The organism is Streptomyces sp. Alt3 (assembly GCF_030719215.1).
Taxonomy (GTDB): domain Bacteria; phylum Actinomycetota; class Actinomycetes; order Streptomycetales; family Streptomycetaceae; genus Streptomyces; species Streptomyces glycanivorans.
On the sequence record NZ_CP120983.1, the window covers coordinates 906015 to 928340 of the forward strand.

A 22326-nucleotide genomic window follows, 5' to 3' on the forward strand; every position below is an offset into this window, starting at 1 on the left:
ATGTCACTGAGCACAGACGACCGGCGCGCGCAGGATTCACGGACGCCGCCGGTCAAGACGAGGGCGGCGGCCGGTGACCGGCCCGTCACCAAGGAAATGCCGCTGCGTCACCGGCTGCGCCGGGACCGCACGCTGATCCTGATGACGCTGCCGGCGATGGTCCTGCTGCTGGTCTTCGCGTACATCCCCCTGGCGGGGAACGTCGTGGCGTTCCAGGACTACGACCCGTACATCGCCGACAACGCGTTCCAGGCGATCGCCCAGAGCCCGTGGGTCGGGTTCGAGTGGTTCCAGCAGATGGTGAACGACCGGCTGTTCTGGTCGGCGCTGCGGAACACCCTGGCGATCTTCCTCCTGCAGCTGACGCTGTTCTTCCCGGTGCCGATCCTGCTCGCGCTGTTCATCAACAGCTTCGTGCGGCCCCGGGTCCGGGCGGTGGCCCAGGCGATCCTCTATCTGCCGCACTTCTTCTCCTGGGTCCTCGTCGTCACGGTGTTCCAGCAGATGTTCGGCGGCGCCGGGCTGATCGCGCAGACGCTGCGGGAGAACGGTCACGAGGGCTTCGACCTGATGACCGACCCGGGTCTGTTCAAGTTCCTGATCACCTTCGAGATGATCTGGAAGGACGCCGGCTGGGGCGTCATCGTCTTCCTCGCCGCCCTCGCGGCGGTGAGCCCGGACCTCTACGAGGCGAGCGCCATGGACGGCGCGAACCGGTGGCGCCGGATGTGGCACATCACCCTGCCCGCCCTGCGTCCCGTCGTCGCCCTGCTGCTCGTGCTCCAGGTGGGCAACGCGCTGACCGTCGGCTTCGAGCAGATCCTGCTCCAGCGCACGGCGGTCGGCCCGGGGGCGTCGGAGGTGCTGGACACCTACGTCTGGAACGTCGGCATCACCAACGGCGGGTTCAGCTACGCGGCGGCCGTCGGGATCATCAAGGGAATCTTCGGTCTGCTGCTGGTCCTCGGGGCCAACAAGGTCGCCCATCTCATGGGTGAGCAGGGGGTGTACAAGAAGTGAGCAGCCTGCTCTCCGGCCTGACCGGCTTGGGCGGTGTGAAGCCGGGAACCCGTGGCCGCCTGCGTCCCGTGTGGGAGGAGGAGCCTTCGAAGACCGGCCTCGCCTCCAAGGGCGTGGTGATGGTCCTGATCTGCCTGGCCGTCCTCTTCCCCCTGTGGGTCGTGATCGTCACCAGTCTGTCCTCGGTGAAGACCATCACCGAGGCCGGCGGGCTCGTGGTGATCCCGCGCGGCATCACCTTCGTCGCCTACCAGGAGCTCCTGGGCGGCGGCCAGGTCACCCGTGCGGCTCTCATCAGCGTCTGTGTGACCGTGGTCGGGACGCTCTTCAGCATGGCCGTCTCGATCCTGTGCGCCTACGGGCTCTCGCGCACCGGTTCCGTGCTGCACCGCCCGTTGCTGGTCTTCATGCTGGCCACGATGTTCTTCGGCGCGGGGCTGATCCCGACCTACCTGGTGGTGCAGGGGCTCGGTCTCACGGACTCCTACCTGGCGCTGATCCTCCCGAGCGCGCTGAACGTCTTCAACATCCTGGTCCTGCGGGCGTTCTTCATGAGCACCGCGCAGGAGCTCGTCGAGAGCGCCCGTATCGACGGCGCGGGCGACTTCCGCATCCTGTGGCAGATCGTCATGCCGCTGTCCCGCGCGGTCATCGCCGTGATCACGCTGTTCTACGCGGTGGGCTACTGGAGCGCCTGGTTCAACGCGTCGATCTACATCAGTGACCCGGACATGCTGCCGCTGCAGAACGTGATGAACCAGCTGGTCCTCAAGCAGGAGCGGCCCACGGGTCTCACACAGGTCATCAACACCGGTCACCTGTCACTGCTAGCGGTCCAGATGGCGGTCATGGTCCTGGCGCTGATCCCGGTCGCGTTCCTGTCGCCGTTCGTCCAGAAGCACTTCAAGGAAGGCATGCTCACCGGCGCCGTCAAGGGCTGAACCACCGCACCCGTCCCGCACGTCCCGTAGTCCCCCACCGGAGGATCCCCGTCATGCGCGCTTCGTCCGTCCCACAGCCGGAACCCGCCCCGCGCCCCCGGCGCCGGACCGTCCTGGCCGGTGCGGCGGTGGCCGCGGCCGCGGCGTCGGTTCTTCCGGCGGCGGGGGCAGCCACGGCCGATCCCCGGCCGCCGAGGACCCAGCCGCACCGCTGGCGCACGGCGGCGATCGGTGGGACGGGCTTCGTGACGGGCATCCTGTTCCATCCGGCCGTGCGGGGTCTCGCGTACGCCCGCACGGACATCGGGGGTGCCTACCGGTGGGACGACCGCGGGTCCCGGTGGACGGCGCTCACCGACCACATCGGCTGGGACGACTGGAATCTTCTGGGTGTCGAGGCGATGGCGGTCGATCCGGCGCACCCGGACCGGCTGTACCTGGCACTCGGCACCTACGCCCAGGAGTGGGCGTCCCCGGGAGCGGTCCTGCGGTCCGACGACCGCGGCCGGACCTGGGCGCGTACGGATCTGACCGTGCGTCTCGGGGCCAACGAGGACGGCCGGGGCTGCGGTGAACGGCTCCTGGTCGATCCCCGCGACAGCGAGACCCTCTGGCTCGGCACACGCCACGACGGGCTGCTGCGGTCCCGGGACCGGGGAGCCACCTGGGCCGCCGACACCTCCTTCCCGGCCACGGCGTCCGCCGGCGGTCAGGGCGTCACCCTGCTGGTGGCGGCCGGCCGCACGGTGTACGCCGGCTGGGGGGACGGCGGCGGCGCGGCCCTCTACCGCAGGACCGCCTCCGGCAGCTGGGAGGCCGTAACCGGGCAGCCGTCCGCCGGTTCCGCGACGAAGGTCCCGGTCCGCGCGGCCCACGACGCCGGCGGCCGCGCGCTGTACGTGACGTACGCGGACGGGCCCGGCCCCAACAACCAGTCCGACGGTTCGGTGCACCGGCTCGACACGGTGACCGGCACCTGGACCGACGTGACCCCCGTCGCCCCCGGCGACGGCGACGCGTTCGGGTACGGCGGGGTCGCGGTCGACGCGGCCCGGCCGGGCACGGTGGTCGTCTCCACGAACAACCGCTGGGGCCCGGTGGACACCCTGTTCCGGTCCACGGACGGCGGGACGAGCTGGACCTCGCTGAAGGACACGGCCGTGCTGGACGTGTCGGAGACCCCGTATCTGAAGTGGGACGGGGAGCCCAAGTTCGGCTGGTGGATCCAGGCCGTCGCCCTGGACCCGTACGACTCACGCCACATTCTTTACGGCACCGGCGCGACAGTCTTCGGGACCCGCGACCTGGTCCACTGGGCCCCTGAGATCCGGGGTCTGGAGGAGTCGGCCGTGCGCCAGCTGATCGCACCTCCTTCGGGCGCCCGGCTGCTCAGCGGCCTGGGCGACATCGGGGTGATGCGCCACGACTCCCTGACCTCGTCCCCGTCACGCGGCATGGCCTCGAACCCTGTGTTCGGCACGGCGACCGGACTCGCCCTGGCCACGCTGAAGCCTTCGTACGTCGTGCGGACGGGCTGGCCCTCCGGCTCCGACCGGGCGGGCGCGTACTCCCGTGACGGCGGGGCGAGCTGGCAGCCCTTCGCCTCCCAGCCGGCGATCGCCCCATCGGCTCCCGGCCCGGTGGCGGTGTCCGCCGACGGCGCGACGCTGCTGTGGTCGTTCGTCCACTGGGACGGCACGAAGTACGCGGCGCACCGCTCGACGGACGGCGGCGCCACCTGGACCGAGGTCACCACCTTCCCCGAGGGCGCCACCCCGGTCGCGGACCCGCTCGACCCGAGGCGCTTCTACGCGTACGACACGGACGCCGGGACGGTCCTCCTCTCCACGGACCGGGGCGCGACGTTCACCGAGGGCGCGAAAGGACTGCCTTCGGGCGACGTGCAGTTCCGTGTCGCCGCGGCGCCGGGACGCTCCGGCGACCTGTGGCTGTCGGCGAAGGACGACGGGCTGCTGCGCTCCACGGACGGCGGTCGCACGTTCACACGGGTGGCCGGCTGTCAGGCCTCGCACGCCCTCGGGTTCGGGAAGGCGGCCCCGCGGAAGGGGCGTGCCGGCTATCCGGCGGTCTTCCAGACCGGGCGGGTCTCCTCGACGTACGACGGGGTGGCCGTGCTGCGCTCGGACGACGCGGGCGCGACCTGGGTCCGCATCGACGACAACGCCCACCGGTGGGGATGGACCGGCGAGGTCATCACCGGCGACCCCCGCGTCCACGGCCGTGTCTATCTGGGCACCAACGGCCGTGGCATCCAGTACGCAGATCCCCAGTAGAGGAACGAGACGTCCATGCCGTCCCTGCACGACGCCGCCCGTGGCCGCATCCTCTTCGGAGGCGACTACAACCCCGAGCAGTGGCCCGAGGAGGTGTGGGCCGACGACGTCCGGCTGATGAAGGAGGCCGGGGTCAACTCCGTCACCGTCGGCGTCTTCTCCTGGGCGATGATCGAACCACGCCCGGGCGCCAGGGAGTTCGGCTGGCTGGACCGGCTTCTCGACCTCCTGGCCGCGAACGGGATCGGCGTCGTGCTCGCCACGCCCACCTCGTCCCCTCCCCCGTGGATGGGCGCCCTTCACCCGGAGACGCTGCCGCGCGCCGAGGACGGCGCACTGGTCAACTACGGTTCCCGGCAGCATTTCTGCCCGAGTTCACCGGTGTACCGGCGCTATGCGGCCGCACTCACCGAGGACCTCGCGGCACGGTACGCGGACCATCCGGCGCTCACCGTGTGGCACATCAACAACGAGTACTGCACCCACTGCTGGTGCGACGAGACCGCCGGTCACTTCCGTCGCTGGCTGGCCTCCCGTCACGGCACCCTCGACGCGCTCAACGAGGCGTGGGGCACGGCGTTCTGGAGCCAGCGCTACGACACCTGGACGGAGATCCTGCCGCCACGCAAGGCGCAGTACATGCGCAATCCGGCGCAGGAGCTGGACTTCAAGCGGTTCACCTCGGACGCCCTGATGGAGTGCTACACCGCCGAGCGGGACATCGTCGCCCGGCACACCCCGCACATCCCGGTGACGACCAACTTCATGCCTCTCTGGTCGGGCCAGGACGCCTGGGCCTGGGCGGAGCAGGAGGACATCGTCTCCGTGGACGTCTATCCGGATCCCACGGACCCGCACGGCGGCCAGTACAACGCAATGCTCGCCGACATGACCCGCTCCCAGGCACGCGGGCCGTGGATGGTGATGGAGCAGGCCGCGGGGCCGGTGAACTGGCGCGACGTCAACCACCCCAAACCGGCCGGCCTCAACCGGCTCTGGTCGCTGCAGGCCGTGGCCAGGGGTGCGGACGCGCTCTGCTACTTCCAGTGGCGGCAGTCCCGGCAGGGGGCCGAGAAGTTCCACTCCGGGATGCTGAGCCACGCGGGTGAGGAGGGCCGCACCTTCCGGGAGGTCAAGCGCATCGGGGCCGAACTCGCGCTCCTCGGGGCCGAGGTGAGCGGCACCGCGGTGACCGCCGAGGTCGCCGTGCTCCACGACTGGGACGCCTGGTGGTCGAGCACCCAGCAGGGCCGGCCGTCCTCCCTCGTCTCGTACACCGAGCTCGTGCAGGCCTGGCACCGGGGTCTGTGGGAGAGCGGGATCAGCACGGAGTTCGCCCGCCCCGGCGGTGACCTGAGCGCCTACCGCATGGTGCTCGTGCCTCAGCTCCAGCTGCTCGGTGACGCCGCGGTCGACAACCTCGTCGCCTACGTCCGGGGCGGCGGCACCCTGGTGTGCGGGTTCTTCACCGGCGTCGCGGACGCGGACGACAGGATCAGGCCGGGCGGGATGGACGGCCGGCTGCGTGAGCTGTTCGGCATCCGCACGGTGCACGAGTGGTGGCCGCTGGACGCGGGGGCGACCGTGGAGTGCGACGGCTTCGACGGCACCCTGTGGTCGGAGGAGCTGGAGCCCGACGGCAGCGCGGAGACCGTGGCCGCGTACCGCGGAGGCGAGCTGGACGGGCTTCCGGCGGTGCTCCGCAAGGGCACCGCCTGGTACGTGTCGACACTGCCCGGGCCCGACGCGCTGCGCGGTCTGCTCGGCCGGGTGGCGGCGGAGGCCGGTGTGCGCCCCGTCCTGGAGGGACTGCCCTCAGGGGTGGAGGCGGTGCGGCGCGGCGCGCTGCTGTTCCTGCTGAACCACGGCCGGTCCCCGGCCGCGGTGGAGCTGCCGGGCCGCTACGTCGACCTGCTCACGGGTGCCGGGGCCGACGGCGGCGTGGAGCTGGAGCGCTACGGCGTGGCCGTGCTCAGAGACGTCTCGGCATGATCGACGGCACGTGGGAGCCCGGCCCCGCCACCCGCTGGGAGGACGCCTTCCTCAGCGGCAACGGCCGTCATGGGGCGATGGTGTACGGCGATCCGGCCGACGACCAGGTGATCGTCAACCACCACACCCTGGTGCGGCCCAACGGCAGTGAGGATCTCCGGGCACCGGAGCTCGCCGACCGGCTCGGGCGGCTCCAGGACGCGCTCCTGTCCGGGGACACGAAAGCCGCCGAGGACTTCGGCGCGGGAAGCCCCCTGGTGTGGGTGCAGCCCTTCCACCCGGCTTTCCGTTCCCGGGTGCGCCGCACCCGCGGGCTCCACGAGGCGGTGGCCGGGTACCGGCGCGAGGTCGACTTCACCTCGGGTGAGGTGACCGCGTCGTACGAGGCGTGGCGCAGCAGTGTCTTCGTGTCGCGGGCCGACGACGTGGTCGTGCAGCACGTCACCGACCCGGGGCTGACCGCCGACGTCGTCCTGGACCACGTCCTGCCGGGCGCCCCCGCGCGGCTGGCGGTCGGGCGCTCCACGGTGCTGACCCCGGACGGCGCCCACCTGGCACTGCGGGTGGGCTATCCGGGCAGCGAACTCGGCTACACGGGCGTCACCGTGGCGCGGGTGGACGGTGGCAGGGTCTTCGTGGCGGGCGAGGGCATCCGGATCGAGGGAGCGCGGAGCCTCACGCTGACGACCCGCGTCGTCCGCGGTCCCGGCAGGCCGGATCTCGGTGAGCTGTGGGCCGGGCTGCCCCGGGAGGACCACGCCACGCTGCTGGACCGCCACCGGCCCCTGCACCGGACGGCGTACGGGCGCGCCTCCTTCACGCTGCGGGACGCCGCTCCGGGACGGGAGCTGTCCGGCAGCGAGCTGCTGCGTGACCCGAGTTCCCCCGCGCTGCTGGAGAGGCTCTTCGCGGCGGGGCGCTACCACCTGCTCTCCGCCTCGGGAATGCTGCCGCCCCGGCTGACCGGCCTGTGGACCGGCGACTGGGACACCGCGTGGTCCGGTGCCTTCACCACGAACGCCAACCTCAACCTCCAGGTCTCCTCCGCCGCGGCGGCCGGCCTCCCCGAGGTCACCGAGGCGCACGCGGCCCTGGTCGAGGGGCAGCTGGCCGACTGGCAGGACAACGCGCGGGCGATCTTCGGCGCCCGGGGCATCGTCGCACCGTCCCACACGGACGGAGTCTCGGGGCACACCCGGCACTTCCAGCGCGCCTATCCGCTGCATCTGTGGACCGCCGGGGCGGACTGGCTGCTGCAGCCGCTCCTGGAGAACGCCGAGACCACGACGGGGGTCGCGGACAGCGGGCTGACGAACGCCCTCGTCGAGGCGGCCCTCTTCTACGAGGACTTCCTCAGCCGCGAGGATCCGGACGGACACCTGGCGGTCGTGCCCTCGTACTCCCCGGAGAACCGGCCGGCCAACGCGAGCTGGGGCACGGTGAACGCCACGATGGACATCGCGGCGGCCCGCCACGCCCTGACGACGGCAGCCGAGCACGCGCCCGGGCACCCGTCCGCCGGTCTGTGGCGGTCACTCGCGGCCCGGCTCCCGGCGTACCTGGTGAACGAGGACGGGGCGCTCGCCGAGTGGGCGTGGCCCGGTCTGCGGGAGACGTACGACCACCGTCACCTGAGCCACCTCTACCCGGTGTGGCCGCTGGACGCGATCAATCCGTACGACACCCCGGAGCTGGCCGGGGCGGCGCACCGCGCGCTGGAGCTGCGCGGCTCGGAGAACGACTCCGCCCACGGGCACCTGCACCAGGCGCTGATCGCCGCCCGGCTGCGGGACGCGTCCCGGGTGTCGGCGGCGCTGGGCGCCGTGCTGGGCGGGGACTTCTTCCACGACTCGCTGATGAGCGCGCACTACCCGTTCCGGAACGTCTACAACGCGGACGCGGCCCACACGCTGCCCGCCGTCGTGATCGAGTCACTGGTCCAGTCGGCACCCGGGCGCCTGGTGCTGCTGCCCGCCGTCCCGGCCGCGTGTCCGGCGGGTGAACTGCGGGGTGTGCGTACGCGGTTCGGCGCGCACCTGGACCTGCGGTGGTCCGAGGACGGTGCCACCGCCGTGCTGCGCCCCACCCGCGACGCCCGTGTAGACCTGCGCACGGGCGACGGGCTCGTCCTCACCGAGACCTCAGCCGGAAACCCCACGGCTCCGCTGGAGCTGACGGCCGGCGTGGACCGCGTCCTCACCCTGGGGGCGCGGTAGCAGTCCTCCATCCCCACATGGAAGGAACGACCCCATGGCACGATCCACCCTGACCCGGCTGCTGCTGGCCCCGGCGGCGGCAGTGGCCGCGCTCGTCGGCTTCGCGGCGGCGCCCGCCCACGCCGCGATCTGGACCTCGTCGGAGCAGTGGGGCAACTACACCACGTCCGACGGTTACATCCTCTACAACAACATCTGGGGTTCCGGAGCGGGCACCCAGAGCATCTGGGCCAACTCGTCGAGCAACTGGGGCGTGACGGCCAACCACCCGAACACCGGTGGCATCAAGTCGTACCCGAACGCCAAGAAGATCGTCAACAAGCCGATCACGTCGCTCTCCTCGCTGACCAGCACGTACAACGTGACGGTCCCGTCGTCCGGCGCGTACAACACGTCGTACGACATCTGGGACACGGACTACGACTACGAGGTGATGCTCTGGGTGAACTACAACGGTGCTGTGGGCCCGCTGGGCACCTCGCAGGGAACCGTCACGCTCGGCGGGCACACCTGGGCGGTGTACAAGGGCAGCAACGGATCCAACGAGGTCTTCTCGTTCCTGCGGACCTCGGACTCCTCCTCCGGCACCGTGAACATCCTGCCGATCCTGAAGTGGATCAAGGACACCAAGGGCTGGTGGGGCAACGAGACCATCGGTGACGTCCAGTTCGGCTACGAGATCACCTCGTCGTCCGGCGGCCTGAACTTCACGACCAACGGGTTCAACGTCTCGTCGAGCTGATCCTCGCGGGGACGGGCCGGGGGCGCCCCCGGCCCGTCCCCGCACTCAGACCGGTGCCGGCCCCGAGCTCGCACGCACCGTCAGAACCGGTTCCAGCAGGTCCACTTCGTCGGTGCCGCGGCCGCCCAGCTTCGCCACCACCTGTTCCACCGACCGGCGCCCCATCTCCTGTGCCGGGATGGCGACGGACGTGAGCCGCACCGACGCCTGCGTGGCCACCTGGTCGGGGCAGATGGCCACGACGGACACGTCCTCCGGCACCGCGCGCCCCTGCTGCTGGAGCAGGTTGAGCAACGGTTCGACGGCGGCCTCGTTCTGGACGATGAAGCCGGTCGTCCCCGGCCGCTCGTCGAAGATGCGGGCCAGGGTGCCGGCCATCGCCGCGTATCCGCCCTCGCAGGGGCGGTGCAGTATCCGCACCCCGGCGTCGTGCGCCTTGGCCCGGATGCCGTCCACCGTGCGCTCGGCGAAGCCGGTGTGGCGCTCGTAGACGGCTGCCGCTTCGCCGATCACCGCCACCTCGCGGTGCCCGAGGCCGGCCAGGTGTTCCACGCACAGTGCCCCGGTCGCCTCGAAGTCGAGGTCCACACAGGTGAGCCCCGAGGTGTCCGCGGGCAGGCCGATGAGCACGGCCGTCCGTCCCGAGTCACGGAGCAGCGGGAGGCGTTCGTCGTGCAGTTCGACGTCCATCAGGATCATCGCGTCCGCCAGCGAGCTCCCCGCGATCCGGCGGACAGCCGCGGGGCCCTCCTCGCCGGTGAGCAGCAGGACGTCGTAGCCGTGCGTACGGGCGCTCGTGGCGACGGCGATGGCGATCTCCATCATCACCGGGACGTACATGTCCGTGCGCAGCGGCACCATCAGCGCGATGATGTTGGATCTGCTGCTGGCGAGAGCACGCGCACCGGCGTTGGGGTGGTACCCCAGCTGCTGGATACTGAGCTCGACACGTTCCCGGGTGGAGGCCGAGATCGACCGCTTGCCGCTGAGGACGTAGCTCACCGTGCTCGCTGAGACTCCGGCGTGCTGGGCGACCTCGGCAAGTGTGACCATTCGGCTTCTCCCCTACAGTGGGCGACCGCAAGGGAGAGCTGGTGAAGCGCTTCGACAGCGCCTTGCTGTGCTCCCCTTCGCACTCTGACATGCACAGACAACGTGGAGCCTAGACTCGCTCACAGTCACTGTCCAGAGTGGCGTCGAAGCGCTTCGACCGACCTCGGGCACCGGCCGGCTTCCTCACACACCGTGTCTCAGGAGGCCGACGGTGTCCAGCCCGCCAGCCAGTCGGCGGTCTCCTGGTCCGCGGCCTGGGAGTCGGTGAGCTGGGGCCGGTCGCTGCTCGCCGGGCCGGATCCGGGCCCGGTGTTCCTGTACTCCGCGAAACGGTCGTCCTTCCAGGAGAAGCCGCTCATGTCGGTCCACGGAGCGGACTTGACCGCCGAGCTGAGCGTGGTGCCGCGGAAGGTGGCCATCGGGTCGAGCGTGGCGTCACCGCCGGCGTGCCAGGGCCGGCCGAGGTGGAACGATGACGCCGAGACGTCGCCGTTGACGGTCGAGCCGGTGATCAGGAAGCCCTTGCGGTCGGCGGCCGTGCTGGGAGCGGCGATGTAGCCGGCGGAACTGCCGTCCCACCGCTTCTTCAGTGTGATGACGGACTTGTCGATCACCGCCGTGGCGCGCCCGAAGATGAAGTCGACGTTGCCGATGACGTAGGAGTTCGTCATGAAGACACGGCCGAGTGTCGCCTTGGAGGCGGTGTCGAGCAGCAGGGTGTCCTGGTCGCCGGTGACGATCACGGAGTCCAGGAAGACCTTGTCCGCCGCGGTGCGAAGCGCCACGGCCTGGAGCCCGCTCATGTTCTGGTTGGCGGCTTCGTCGAAGTCGTTGGAGATCGTGAGGTTGCGGGCCTGGAAGCCGTTGGCCTCCGCCGCGACGGTCGCGCTGCCGCTGGTCCCGTAGGTACCGGAGCCGTCGGGCTTCTGCGTGCCCGAGGCGTTGTTGTAGACGATGACGGTGTCGTTGCGGCTCGATCCGCTGCCCTGAAGGGTGACGTTCTGCTTGGTGGAGGGAATCTTCACCAGCTCCCGGTAGGTCCCGGGCCTGATGGAGACGACGACCCGTGCGGTGTTGCCCGCGGGGATGGCGTTGACCGCCGCCTGCACGGTCGTGTACTGCCCGCTGCCGTCCTTCGCGACGGTGAGGGTGGTCGCCGCCTCGGTGCCGGACGCGGACCCGGAGGTCCACACCGTGGCGACGGCGAGCAGCGCGGCCGCCCCCGCCGTCATCGCTCTCCGCGGCCCGGGGTGAGGGGCGGCGCGTCGTGGTCGGTCGGCTGCCATGGCGTGATCCGTTCGTCGGGGAAGAGGTGGGGTTCCACCCATCAGTCGCCGCAGCCGCGCCGAAGGTTGCCGGGGACTTCGGGTCACGCCCGCGCCGGGGCTCGGCGCGGGCCGGGGCTCGGCGCGGGCCGGGGCTCGGCGCGGGCCGGGGCTCGGCGCGGGTCGGCGTCCGGCCGGTCCGGAGCCTGGCATCACGCCCGACGGAATCGTGTGTCCCGCGCACGGACAGACGTCCCGGGCCCAGCCGAACGGAGCACCACGTCGAGGGCCCGGGCCGGGTCGGCGGCGTACACGTTGCTGAACCAGGCCATGTTCGCCTCGACGACCGCCCACCGCTCGTCGTCGCCGTTACGCATCAGCCCGACGTCCAGCACCACCCCGCTGGGCAGGGTGTCCCCGCACGCCCGGGTCAGCTGTCGGACGAAGTCGCGCACCGCGGGCTCGTCCGGATCGCCGGCCAGGGGTGCCGGGTCGAGCCTGCCGAAGGTGGCGTACCGCGAACCGGTACGTATCTCTCCGTCCAGCAGATGGATCCGGAACTCCCTTACCCAGGCGACCACTTCGCTGATCTGGACGAGGGCCTCGTCCCGGAGGCGGCCCACTGGCCCAGGAAGGGTCTCACCGTCCGCGTACACGGCGGCCGGGAAGCTCTTGTCGGTGGGCGGCTTCACGAAGAGCGGGCCCGGTGCGCGGCGGGCCTCACCGAGCGGTACGCACCGGACGTGTCGGCCCGTGAAGGCGTACGGCAGCGAATCGAGCCAGCCGGCGGCCGGTTCGAGGAGTGCGACCCCGAGGTGTCCGAGGGCCGAATCCGCGAAGTACGGACCACCGTAGTAGTACGTCCGGACGCCGTGCGGGGGCGGGGTGGGGATGCCGTCGCGCGTCAGGACGACCACGCCCATGCCGCGCTCGCGGGCCGCACCGGCCAGCAGGGCCGCTGTGGTGGAACGGTATGGCGCGAGGGCGAGGAGATCAGCCATGCCGCCGCAGCCTACGGGCGGGGTGGCCCGTGAGCTGCGGCGGGCCCGGATCAGGCCGGGGGCGGCCTCAGGGGACCGGGACGAGCTCGAACTGCCGGCAGGCGTCGTTCAGCCGGGTCCACCTGCGAGGACGGCCCGCGGCTGCCCACGCGGACGCCGGCCGGCCCGGGGCGAGCGTCGGCAGGAGGGCGCCCAGCAGGGTCAGTAGGCGACGGGCCACCCGCTGCTCCAGTTCAGAAGGTTGACACCGAGTTTCGGGGTGCCGTTGTCCTGGCCGTCGTAGTAGTGGTAGACGAGGAGGTCGCCGTCGGAGTCCGCCAGGATCGACTGGCCGCCGGGCCCGATGTACCGGCCGTGCGACTCCAGGACGGGTGTGCCCCCGTTGTTGAGCATGCCGACGCCGTTGCGGTCCGTGTAGGGGCCCGTGACGCTGCTCGACCGGCCCACCTTGATCTTGTACGTGGAGCTGGTGCCCGCGCAGCAGGTGTCGTACGAGGCGAAGAGGTAGTAGTAGCCGTTCCGCTTCACGATGGACGGCGCCTCGACCGCCTTGGTACCGGTGGGCCGGGAGGCCAGGGAACGGCGGGTGGTGTCCCCGGCGTACTGCTTGCCCGTCGACGGGTCGATGCGGATCATCTTGATCCCGGTCCACCAGGAGCCGAAGGACAGCCACCACTTGCCGTCGTCGTCCACGAACAGGTTGGGGTCGATGGCGTTGTAGTCGCTCGACGAGCTCGACGTGTACACGATCCCGTAGTCGCTCCAGCTGCCCGCCTGGCCGGTGGTGGAGCCGGCCAGACCGATGGCCGAGGTGTTGGAGCCGAAGGACGAGACGGCGTAGTACATCAGGTACTTGCCGCCGCGGTACGAGATGTCCGGGGCCCAGGGGTCCGACGCCGAGGAGTAGTTCTTCCACCAGCTCGGCTTGGTGGTGAAGGCGTTCCCGGAACGGCCGAAGGCGGTGCGGTCGGTGGAGGTACGCACCTGGAGACCTTCACCGGTCGAGTAGAGCAGGTACTGGCCGGACGAGCTGCGGATCATGCTGGGGTCGTGCACGACGACGTCGCCGTTGACGACACCCGGGTTGGGGTACGCGGACGCGCTGCCCGGCACGAGGGCCAGCAGCAACGCTGCGGGTACCACGGCGAGGGCTCTCATCGACATGCGGCTCACGAGGGGACCTCCATGGGGGGTCGGGGGTGGGCAGTCCACCCCGCAGTCGCCGCGGAGGGTGGGATCGGTTGCCGCGCGCCGGCCACTTCCACCGAGAAACCGGACGCCGTTCGGAATGCCGAACGAGCTTTGACCCAAGGGGAGTTGCGGCGCCGTGAGCATGTCCGGTCCCGCCGCGACTCCCCCGAGTGGCGTCAGCCGTGGAGCAGCACGGGGAACGCCTCCATGTCGTTCTGCGTCATCACCGGCAGCCTGCGGATCTCGTCGTCCTCGATCGCGAGCTTCAGCTCCGGGAAGCGTCCGAACAGCGCGGGCAGCGCGATGCCGGCCTCGACCCGGGACAGCGCCGCGCCGGGACAGATGTGGGGTCCGTGGCCGAAGGTCATGTGCCGTATCGGCGTCGGCCGGGTGATGTCGAAGGTGCCGGCGTCGTCCCCGTGCTGGGCGGTGTCGCGGCCGATGGCCCGGTAGGAGATGACGACGCCCTCCCCCTTGGCGATGACCTGGTCGCCGACCTGGATGTCCTCGGTGGCGAACCTCATCAGGAGGTGGGTGGTGGGAGTGTCCCAGCGCAGCGTCTCCTCGATCACCGTGTCCCAGGGGATCTCGCCGTCCAGCACCTTGCGCAGCTGGCCGGGGTGGGCGAGGAGGGCGCGTACGGCGTTGAGGATGAGCCCGATCGTGGTCTCGTGTCCCGCCGCCACCAACGCCTTGAGGTTGCCGACGACCTCCTCCTCGGTGAGGGGCTCCCCGCCCTCCTCCGCGAGAATCAGCCCGCTGGTGAGGTCGTCGGTGGGATGCGCGGTCTTCTCCCGCACCAACTCGGCGTAGAAGACGTCGAGTTCGGCGAGGAGCGCCAGCCGGTCCTCCTGGGGGGTGAGCATGGAGAAGAACGCCTTGTACTGCCGGGTCAGCATGGGGTGCAGCGCCTCGTCCACCCCCATCAGCAGCCCGACCACCTTCATCGGGAGCGGCTGGGCGAACACGGCCTTGAGGTCGACGACCCCGTCCTCGCCCTGTGCGGCCAGCGCGTCCAGCAGTTCCTCGGTGAACTTCTCGATGTCCGGCCGGATCGCCTCCAGCCGTCGGGGGGTGAGGGCCTGGGAGGTCTTCGTCCGCAGCCGGCGGTGCTCCTCGCCGTCCACGGTGAACATGGAGCGCCCCGCGTCGATCATGCCGATCAGCGGCCAGGCGTGCGTGACCTCCCCACGCTGCCAGAGCCCCCAGGCAGCCAGGTCCTTCACCAGGCGTGCGTCGAGCAGGAGTCGGCGCGCCTCGGCGTGCCGGGTGACGGTCCAGGCGGGGACTCCGAGGAGCTCGATGCGGGCGAGCGGGGCGGAAGCCCGCAGCTGTTCGGTCTCACCGTCGAGGTCCTGGACCATGGGGTCGATCACCACGGTGGCGTACGGGCACTTCACAGCTGGTCTCCTGTCGTCTGTACGGGAGCGAACCGGACGGGCAGCGCGTTCGTCCCGCGCAGGAGGGCGGACGGGCGTGGTGGCGGCGTGCGCGGGACAGCCGCCACCGGCTGCAAGCGCGGCGAGCAAGAAGGGCGTCATCGTCCGGACTCCCGGGAGGCGGCTTCACGCGTTGCGGCCGTGCGGTCAACGCGGCCCCACTATAGGGAAGTTGGGTGAGACTTCGGGGGTGATCGCGACACCGGCGCCCATGGAAAAGGAGGTGCCGCAACCCGGGGCGCGACCCTACTCTCAGCCCCATGCGCCAAGGGACCACCCTGCTGAACGTCATCGATGTCGAAGCCACCTGCTGGGACGGACAGCCACCTCCCGGCTCCGTGAACGAGATCATCGAGATCGGTCTCACCGTCGTGGACCTGCCGGCGGGACGCCGTTCGTCCCGTCACCGCATCCTGGTCCGCCCCGCACGGTCGGCCGTGAGCGGCTTCTGCACCCAGCTGACAGGACTGACGCAGGCCGAGGTGAACAGGGGCGCCACCTTCGCGGAGGCGTGCCGGATCCTCGTGGAGGAGTACGGCGCCGGGGAACGCCCCTGGGCGAGTTGGGGCGAGTACGACCGACGGCAGTTCGCGCGGCAGTGCCGGGCCGACGCGGTGGCCTGTCCGTTCGGGTATCCGACGGAACGCACCCACACCGACGCCAAGGCCGTGTTCACCGAGGCATACGGGCTGCGCAGGAAGCCAGGCATGGACCAGGCTCTGCGGATCGCCGGGCTGCCGCTCGAAGGGCGCCATCACCGCGGCGAGGACGACGCGTGGAACATCGCCGCACTCGTCCTCGATCTGTCGGACCGCGGGGCGTGGCCGGCCGCAGCCACAACCGTCCAGGTGGCGCCTCCACCAGGCGGGGCGTCCGGGGCTTGATCACCGAGAGCCATGGGGCAGCCCGTAGGCTCGTCCTGTGCGCAGAGATCACGACGACGAGCCCGTCTTCAGACGTTCGGAGTGGGGGACCACCCGATACGTCTACAACCCACGCAACCCGATAGGCCTCGCCCTCATCATCGGCTCCTTGCTGTTCGCTGCGGGCGCCCTCTACCACCTCCGCGCGAGTTCGTCGTGGAGTGAGGGCGAACTGCGCGACGCCGTCCACTCCGCGGCAGGGGCCCTGGAGTCCGAGGACCAGAAGTTCGCCTCCTGGACGGGCGGTTACGGCAGCATGATCCGGGACGCGATCGAGGACAGCGGCGAGGGCCCCTCGACCGGCGGCGCGGTGAGTGTCTCGGAGGTGGACGACACCTACGACCAGGACGCCGATGCGACTGTGGACCGATTCGAGGTCAGCACCGAGGACGTGGACACGGTCTACTGCCTGGGCGTGTCCCCGCCCGAGCCCGAACCCACCCTGGACAGCGTCGAGTTGACTCTCACCGTCACCGTGGACGAGGGTCGCTGCCCGTAGCCGGGGGCGGCGTCGGGGCGGTGAGGGCAGGGTGGACAGAGCGCCGCACCCATGTTGTGATGCTCACGTCATTGCAATTTCCAACGTAGTACAGGGGCTGCCGAGCCCACACCGCCCTGGAACCTCGAACGGTCTCCGTGTCGAACGCTCCGAGATCCCCGCGGCGTGATCGAGCCGCGAGGATCCGAGCGACCGCCAGGCCTGGGACTACTGCACGCGGGTCTGCTGCGGGGTGTGAGTGCGCAGGGCTTCTGTGAACCACGTGAACACCGGTGCCAGGCTGGGCGAGGTGGGCCATCCGTTGGTGACGGCCAGCAGGTGCCAGTAGCGTTCCGCGCGGGGGTCGCCGGCGATATCCAGGCGTGTCAGCAGCCAGTGGCGCAAGTCAGCGTCGTCGGCGCGGCTGAAGGTTTGCGCGTAACGAGCGGTGAGGGTGTCGATGATGGGTGCGGCCTCGGCCGAGGCCGGAGCGATGCCGGCATCGAGCGCGCGGCCGACGTTGTCGCGGACGGTTTCGGTGAGGTCGTGGTGCAAGCCGGTGACGTCGCCTTGGGCGCGCTCGGCTGCCTGGTACTCCGCCATGCGGCGGACGGAGGCGCGGAAGTCGGGGTCCTGGGTGAGTTCGGCGAGTTCCACCCAGGCATCGACCTGATGGGGTTCGGGGTCGTCCGGCAGTTCGGGCATGGCCGAGCGAATCATGTCGACGAAGTCGGCGTTGGCCTCGAACCCGCCGAAGGTGTCGTCGATGAAGTCGGTGATGAGGCGTCGTCGTTCGTCTTCGGAGAGCTTGGCAAACTTGTGCATGAGGTCCATTTCCTCGGGGGTGAAGTCCCGTTTGGCCACCGCTCGCAGCACCGCGCGCCGCAGTCGGAGAGTGCGGATCTGTACTTCCAGGGCGTCGGCGTGTGCGGCCGCGACCTCGGGCACCGAAACCTCGCGGTCCAGCACCTGCCGGATGACAGCAAGGTCGAGCCCCAGGTCACGCAGGGTGCGCACCAGATCCAGGCGCGCCAGTGCGCCGATGTCATAGAGACGGTAGCCAGCCGGGCTGCGGTCTGTCGGCGGCACGATTCCGGTGTCGGAGTAGAACCGAATGGTCTTGACAGTCAGCCCGGTCCGCCGGGCCAGGGCCCCAATCGTGAAGAGCGTGTCGCCGTCCATGCCTGCACCTTCGTGTCTCCCCCTACGGGAGACTCAAGCCCAGTCTTACCGCTGGTGCTTACACCTCACTGGGTCGCCAATCCACAAGTCTTGACAATGACTCGTCTTCATCGACGACGACGGTCAGGCGTACATGTACTACGGCGGGTGGGGCCACGCGAACGTCGTCGAGCTGAATCCGGACATGACCAGCCTCGGCACCTTCCCCGACGGGTCGACGTACAAGGAGATCACCCCGGAGAACTACACCGAGGGCTCCTTCATGTTCAAGCGCGACGGCACCTATTACATGATGTGGTCCGAAGGCGGCTGGACCGGCCCGGACTACTCGGTCTCGTACGCGATGTCGGACTCCCCCACCGGCCCGTTCAGGAAGATCGACAGGGTGCTGGCCCAGGACCCGGCGGTCGCCCGGGGATCCGGGCACAACTCGATCCTCAACGTGCCGGGCACCGACATCTGGTACATCAGGACGACTGACGCGTCCTTCGCCTCCGGCGCCAACGGGGTACACGCCGGCACCCGGAAGCCGTCGCAGGCCGGTGCGCCGGGCGCTGCCGAGCCTGTCGCACGCTTCGACAACGCCTCCGTCCGCTCCAACGTGTTCACGTTCGAGTCGGCCGACGCGCCGAACCGGTTTATCCGCCACGCGTGGAGCCGCGGCCGGGTGGATGCCGACGTCACGCCGTACGCCGACATGCGGTGGAAGGTGGTGCCCGGCCTGGCCGACCCGGCGGCCGTGTCACTGGAGTCGGTCAACTTCCCCGGAACGTTCCTCCGGCAGCGGGACGGGGAGGTGTGGATCGATCAGCGCACCGACGACGCGGGCTTCCGCGCGGACGCGACGTGGCGGCGCGTGCCGGGCCTGTCCGACCGGTCCCTGGTGTCCTTCGAGTTCTTCGGTTCACCCGGCCTCCACCTGAGGCACCGCGACGCTCTGCTGTACGTCGAGGAGGTCACCGCCGCCGACCGGCCGGAGGCGACTTTCCGAGCCTGGTGAGCTGACGAGGAGGCAGGCCGGGCGGCGGCCCGGCCGGCCTCGACAGCGCCTCTTCCGGCTACGGAGCCGACTCGGCGGGGGCGGTCCCGGCGCTGGACCGGGACGCACGCCCGGGCAGCAGCCTGCGTACGGTCAGGAGCAGCCCGATGTCGAGGACGACTTCACCGGCGTTGCCGAGCACGGGCACCTGGACGGCCGCCCCGGATACAACGACCATCACGGCGGCGGTGACCGCCAGCCAGGCGAACCCGGTGGACCGCCACAGCACGATCCCGGCGGAGAGCACCACCAGCCCCGTGATGATGGCCGGCAGCGGCCCTGTCGGCGACGCCGCGTCGTTCACATAGCGGAGCGTGTCCGCCCAGCGCTCCGTACGCAGCGTCAGGCCGATGACGTCGTGGAGCACCCCTGCTGCCACCAGCAGAACGGTCAGGCCGGCGGCAGCGCCCCGCACCGCCCTACGCCTCGCCCAGCGCAGCCCCGCGTGTTCCGCCGCCGACAGCGACCAGAGCACGAGAAGGGGCGTCAGCAGCGCGTGCGCCACGAAGCGGGGGACGCTCAACGTCTCCAGCAGCGGCCCGGCCCCCACCGAACTCCCCACAGCTATCACGCCGTTGTCCCAGACCAGTGCGGAACACACCAGGGTCGGCACGACGGCCGACAGCCCTGGTGCCGCACGCCAGTAGCGCCCCGCGGACACCGCGAGGCACAACTGCGCGACCGCGAGCACGGCGAACACCGACGAGATCACTCAGGACTCCCTCTTACGTCTCTTACCGCTGAATGTATTTCAATGATCAAGATACTTGGTGGGTGAGTAGTACCCGCAGGCAGGGTTGGCGAGCGACATGCCCCCGCCGTCCCGCGTACTCGTCGGGCCGATCGACCGCTCGACGTCTCATCGCCCGCCAACGGGGGTACGAGGACAGGCATGGCTCTCGTGAAGCGTGTTGCTCTTGCTCCCCGTGCACTGCGGCAGCTGCGGCGTGTCCGCTCGGTGTACCTGGCGGGCATGCTCCTGTCCGTCCTCGGCCTGCTCTCCTACGACGATTCGGCGGCGGGCGGGCGGCAGACGGTGATCGCGGGTATCTTCCTGCTGGTGTTCGCCGCGCTGCTCACGCTGACGGCGGTGCAACTGTGGCGGCACGGGAGGACCGTGCACTGCAGCACGGCGAAGAGGCTCACCCGGATCGTCTGAGAACACCTGCTCGACCGACCCCGGAATACGGACCGTTGCGCCGGGGTGGCCTCCCCACGGCCACCCCTGAGCCGACCATCGGTACGCTGCTCCACCATGCGCATATCAGCACGCGAGTCAGCCGTCGGCGCCACCGCTCTGGCCACTCTTCTTCTGGCTTCGGTCACGGGCTGCTCAGCGGACTCCGACGACGGGGACAGCGGATCCGCACTGCTCTCCGCACTGGGAGCCCTGGCAGGCGACACCAGCACGAAGCAGGTGAGCTTCCTCGACGCCGCCGAGGTACGTGAGCTGAGCAAGGACGACCCGAAGCGGTTCGCCTCCATCGCGCAGCCGAGCAGCGCCCTGCTGAATCCGTACCAGCCCGGACTGTTGGGACGGAACTTCGAGGAGGGCCAGATCGACTCCGCGGTCGACACCGACGACGCCGGCCACTGGAAGGGTTCGTTCGACGCGTCGGCGATCACCGAGTCGCTGAAGTCGAGCGGTTACACACAGAACGACGAGGGTGACCAGGAGGTCTGGTCCCATCCCGAGGGGAAGGGCGTCTCGCTCAAGTTCTCGGAGGACGAGATCTCCTATTCGGCCCGGGACTCCGACCCCATGTCGGCCGTCACCCCGAAGGACGGTTCCTCCTTGGCGGACGACAAGGAGTTCCGTCGCGCGGCCGAGTGCCTGGGCGACGTCTACCGCGCGGACTTCAACCCGCTCAGCTCCCCCAACCCCGTGCGCCTGGCCGCTCTGGGCCAGCAGGCGGAGTCCGCGGCCAAGAACACCGAGGTGCTGTGCTTCGTGGTGAAGGACGAAGCGGCGGCCAAGAAGCTGGAGGCCGATCTTCGGGCGGCGGTCAGCGACGAGTCCCCGAAGTTCGACGGCACGAAGGTGACCGTCGAGAAGGGCGACCAGCCGGTGGTGCGGGCCGTCGTCCCGGACACCGCAGCCCAGCGGCCGGGCCGACTGATCCTCACCGACACGGAACTGTGGATGACCGCCGCGGGCTGAGTTCCATGGCCTTTCAGGCACCGGCGGGCAGCGCGCCCTCCTGGGCGGTCTCCGCGGACCCGGACCGACCGTTGCGGCCGTACGTCGCTGATGACCAGGACCCGCAGAGCGGAGAGGGTGATGGGTGGGACCCACCGCAACGCTGGTTCGGCGTCGCGGCGGCCCCTCTACGCACGTCGATCAGCCGGCAACGACCCCTACGAACCCGGCCCAGGCCTCTGGCCCTATCGTCAGGACGGGGCCGTCGGCCTGCTTCGAGTCCCGGATGTGCACGTGGTCTGCTGCGGCCGCGAACTCGACACACTCGCCGCCGTTGCCGGTGCTGTAACTACTCTTGGACCACGCCAAATCGAGGGTCGCCAGCCTGGTGTGGTGAATAGTCATTTCTCTCCCAGAAGCTTCTCGATGAACTCCGAGGACTCACGAGGAGTGAGAGCCTGTGACCGGATGATGCCATAGCGGGCTTCGAGCTCGCGGACCGCTGCACGGCCCGTGTAGAGACGGCTGTCGCCCTGCACTTCGGCATAGGCGATGCGCTGCCCCTGCGCCGTGTCGATCAGCGTGAATGGTCCGCCGAGTGCCGCATGGTCCTCACGGTCGAGGGGCATCACCTGCACTTCGACGTTGCGCTTGTCACCAAGGCGCAGCATGTGTTCCAGCTGGCCGTGCAGCGTTGTCCACCCACCGATCGGCCTGCGAAGTACAGCCTCATCCACAATGAAGCTCAACAGCGGGGCTGGGCGTCGATCGTAGATCTCCTGCCTGGCCAGTCGAGCAGACACTCCCTGCTCAATGACCTCGTCGTCGAGCAACGGCCGTTCCTGCTGGAATCCTGCCCGCGCATAGTCAGCCGTCTGCAACAGGCCTGGCACCGCATAAAGCCCGTACACACAGAGGGCTACCGCCTTCGCCTCCAGTCGCGCAGCATCCCGGAAGAACGCCGGGTACTGCGACCGGGCCAGCTCCTCCTTCAACGCCACGAGCAGCCCCCCGGCGTCCAGCACGCGGTCCGCCTTGTCGATGAACTCCGGCTGCGGAATCCGCCGCCCCTGCTCGAACGACGCGACGGACTGTGCCGCGTACCCCACCCGCTTGCCGAACTCCACCCGGTCCAGCCCCGCCCGCACCCGCAGCAGCTTCAACTGCCGGCCGAACGCGACCGCAACTCCGTTTTCCGCCTTGTCCTCCGGCTGGGTGCCCGACGGGGTCTCCCCGCCCTCCCCCGCTCCCACACCGGCATCCATCTCGTCCTGCGTCATCCGCCACCGCCTGTCCCCGTACGCACACGCACCACGTCCGTCGCGCCCAACCGTCACACAGCAGACAGCACTTCACAGCTCGACCAGCAGGACGACATCACCCACGTCTGCGGCCCCCGAACCACCGCGC

The 22326-nt window shown here is 70.1% G+C and carries 20 protein-coding genes and 1 pseudogene; 11 read left to right on the forward strand and 10 right to left on the reverse strand.

What is annotated here, in order from left to right; genetic code table 11:
• Genes P8A20_RS04085 through P8A20_RS04110 form a run of 6 tightly spaced genes read left to right on the forward strand, consistent with a single transcriptional unit; the run spans position 1 to position 9205 of the window.
• Positions 1-1020, forward strand: a complete 1020-nt coding sequence (locus tag P8A20_RS04085; protein ID WP_147959141.1) for an ABC transporter permease — start codon at positions 1-3, stop codon at positions 1018-1020.
• 5 nt (positions 1021-1025) lie between these two features.
• Complete coding sequence (locus P8A20_RS04090; RefSeq protein ID WP_147960405.1) at positions 1026-1961, forward strand: carbohydrate ABC transporter permease; 936 nt, start codon at positions 1026-1028, stop codon at positions 1959-1961.
• A 53-nt stretch (positions 1962-2014) separates the two neighbouring features.
• Positions 2015-4255, forward strand: coding sequence for a sialidase family protein (locus P8A20_RS04095; RefSeq protein ID WP_306102865.1), 2241 nt, complete (start codon positions 2015-2017; stop codon positions 4253-4255).
• Between the two features lie 15 nt (positions 4256-4270).
• Positions 4271-6247: a beta-galactosidase gene (locus tag P8A20_RS04100; protein ID WP_306102866.1), complete on the forward strand. Its 1977-nt coding sequence runs from the start codon at positions 4271-4273 to the stop codon at positions 6245-6247.
• Positions 6244-8463, forward strand: coding sequence for a glycosyl hydrolase family 95 catalytic domain-containing protein (locus P8A20_RS04105; RefSeq protein WP_306102868.1), 2220 nt, complete (start codon positions 6244-6246; stop codon positions 8461-8463). The genes P8A20_RS04100 and P8A20_RS04105 overlap by 4 nt, the downstream gene beginning before the upstream one ends.
• Before the next feature lie 34 nt (positions 8464-8497).
• Positions 8498-9205, forward strand: coding sequence for a GH12 family glycosyl hydrolase domain-containing protein (locus tag P8A20_RS04110; protein WP_306102869.1), 708 nt, complete (start codon positions 8498-8500; stop codon positions 9203-9205).
• A gap of 45 nt (positions 9206-9250) precedes the next feature.
• Here P8A20_RS04110 and P8A20_RS04115 read toward each other — a convergent pair whose 3' ends face one another.
• From P8A20_RS04115 to P8A20_RS04140, 6 genes and pseudogenes are all read right to left on the reverse strand, one after another.
• On the reverse strand, positions 9251-10258 hold the full coding sequence (locus P8A20_RS04115) for a LacI family DNA-binding transcriptional regulator (protein ID WP_147958010.1): 1008 nt from the start codon (positions 10256-10258) through the stop codon (positions 9251-9253).
• Positions 10259-10455: 197 nt separating this feature from the next.
• Positions 10456-11421, reverse strand: a pseudogene (locus tag P8A20_RS04120) (pectinesterase family protein); the annotation flags it as partial.
• Positions 11422-11735: 314 nt separating this feature from the next.
• On the reverse strand, positions 11736-12524 hold the full coding sequence (locus P8A20_RS04125; RefSeq protein WP_306102870.1) for an ATP-grasp domain-containing protein: 789 nt from the start codon (positions 12522-12524) through the stop codon (positions 11736-11738).
• A 67-nt stretch (positions 12525-12591) separates the two neighbouring features.
• Positions 12592-12744 (reverse strand): hypothetical protein, encoded by a 153-nt coding sequence (locus tag P8A20_RS04130; protein WP_306102871.1) that lies wholly within the window; start codon positions 12742-12744, stop codon positions 12592-12594.
• On the reverse strand, positions 12726-13688 hold the full coding sequence (locus tag P8A20_RS04135) for an arabinan endo-1,5-alpha-L-arabinosidase (protein ID WP_306105110.1): 963 nt from the start codon (positions 13686-13688) through the stop codon (positions 12726-12728). The genes P8A20_RS04130 and P8A20_RS04135 overlap by 19 nt, the downstream gene beginning before the upstream one ends.
• Before the next feature lie 203 nt (positions 13689-13891).
• Complete coding sequence (locus tag P8A20_RS04140) at positions 13892-15079, reverse strand: cytochrome P450 family protein (RefSeq protein WP_306105111.1); 1188 nt, start codon at positions 15077-15079, stop codon at positions 13892-13894.
• 335 nt (positions 15080-15414) lie between these two features.
• Between P8A20_RS04140 and P8A20_RS04145 the strand changes: the two genes are divergently transcribed.
• Positions 15415-16038, forward strand: a complete 624-nt coding sequence (locus tag P8A20_RS04145) for a 3'-5' exonuclease (protein ID WP_306102872.1) — start codon at positions 15415-15417, stop codon at positions 16036-16038.
• 37 nt (positions 16039-16075) lie between these two features.
• On the forward strand, positions 16076-16576 hold the full coding sequence (locus P8A20_RS04150) for a hypothetical protein (RefSeq protein WP_306102873.1): 501 nt from the start codon (positions 16076-16078) through the stop codon (positions 16574-16576).
• A 207-nt stretch (positions 16577-16783) separates the two neighbouring features.
• Here the strand turns inward: P8A20_RS04150 and P8A20_RS04155 are convergent, their stop codons facing one another.
• Complete coding sequence (locus P8A20_RS04155) at positions 16784-17737, reverse strand: MerR family transcriptional regulator (protein ID WP_306102874.1); 954 nt, start codon at positions 17735-17737, stop codon at positions 16784-16786.
• A 109-nt stretch (positions 17738-17846) separates the two neighbouring features.
• Between P8A20_RS04155 and P8A20_RS04160 the strand changes: the two genes are divergently transcribed.
• Positions 17847-18737 carry an AbfB domain-containing protein gene (locus tag P8A20_RS04160; protein ID WP_261988519.1) on the forward strand — a complete coding sequence of 297 codons (891 nt, stop codon included), beginning with the start codon at positions 17847-17849 and terminating at the stop codon, positions 18735-18737.
• 58 nt (positions 18738-18795) lie between these two features.
• Here P8A20_RS04160 and P8A20_RS04165 read toward each other — a convergent pair whose 3' ends face one another.
• Entirely contained in the window at positions 18796-19488 is a 693-nt protein-coding gene (locus P8A20_RS04165; RefSeq protein WP_147958003.1) for a hypothetical protein, read from the reverse strand.
• A gap of 180 nt (positions 19489-19668) precedes the next feature.
• Here P8A20_RS04165 and P8A20_RS04170 point away from each other — a divergent pair, with 180 nt between their 5' ends.
• Both P8A20_RS04170 and P8A20_RS04175 read left to right on the forward strand, forming a co-directional pair.
• Positions 19669-19935, forward strand: coding sequence for a hypothetical protein (locus P8A20_RS04170; protein ID WP_147958002.1), 267 nt, complete (start codon positions 19669-19671; stop codon positions 19933-19935).
• A 96-nt stretch (positions 19936-20031) separates the two neighbouring features.
• Entirely contained in the window at positions 20032-20937 is a 906-nt protein-coding gene (locus P8A20_RS04175) for a hypothetical protein (RefSeq protein WP_147958001.1), read from the forward strand.
• 180 nt (positions 20938-21117) lie between these two features.
• Here P8A20_RS04175 and P8A20_RS04180 read toward each other — a convergent pair whose 3' ends face one another.
• Positions 21118-21321, reverse strand: coding sequence for a DUF397 domain-containing protein (locus P8A20_RS04180; protein ID WP_147958000.1), 204 nt, complete (start codon positions 21319-21321; stop codon positions 21118-21120).
• Positions 21318-22196 carry a helix-turn-helix domain-containing protein gene (locus P8A20_RS04185; protein ID WP_306102875.1) on the reverse strand — a complete coding sequence of 293 codons (879 nt, stop codon included), beginning with the start codon at positions 22194-22196 and terminating at the stop codon, positions 21318-21320. Before P8A20_RS04185 ends, P8A20_RS04180 begins: the two co-directional genes overlap by 4 nt.
• Positions 22197-22326: the final 130 nt, after the last annotated feature.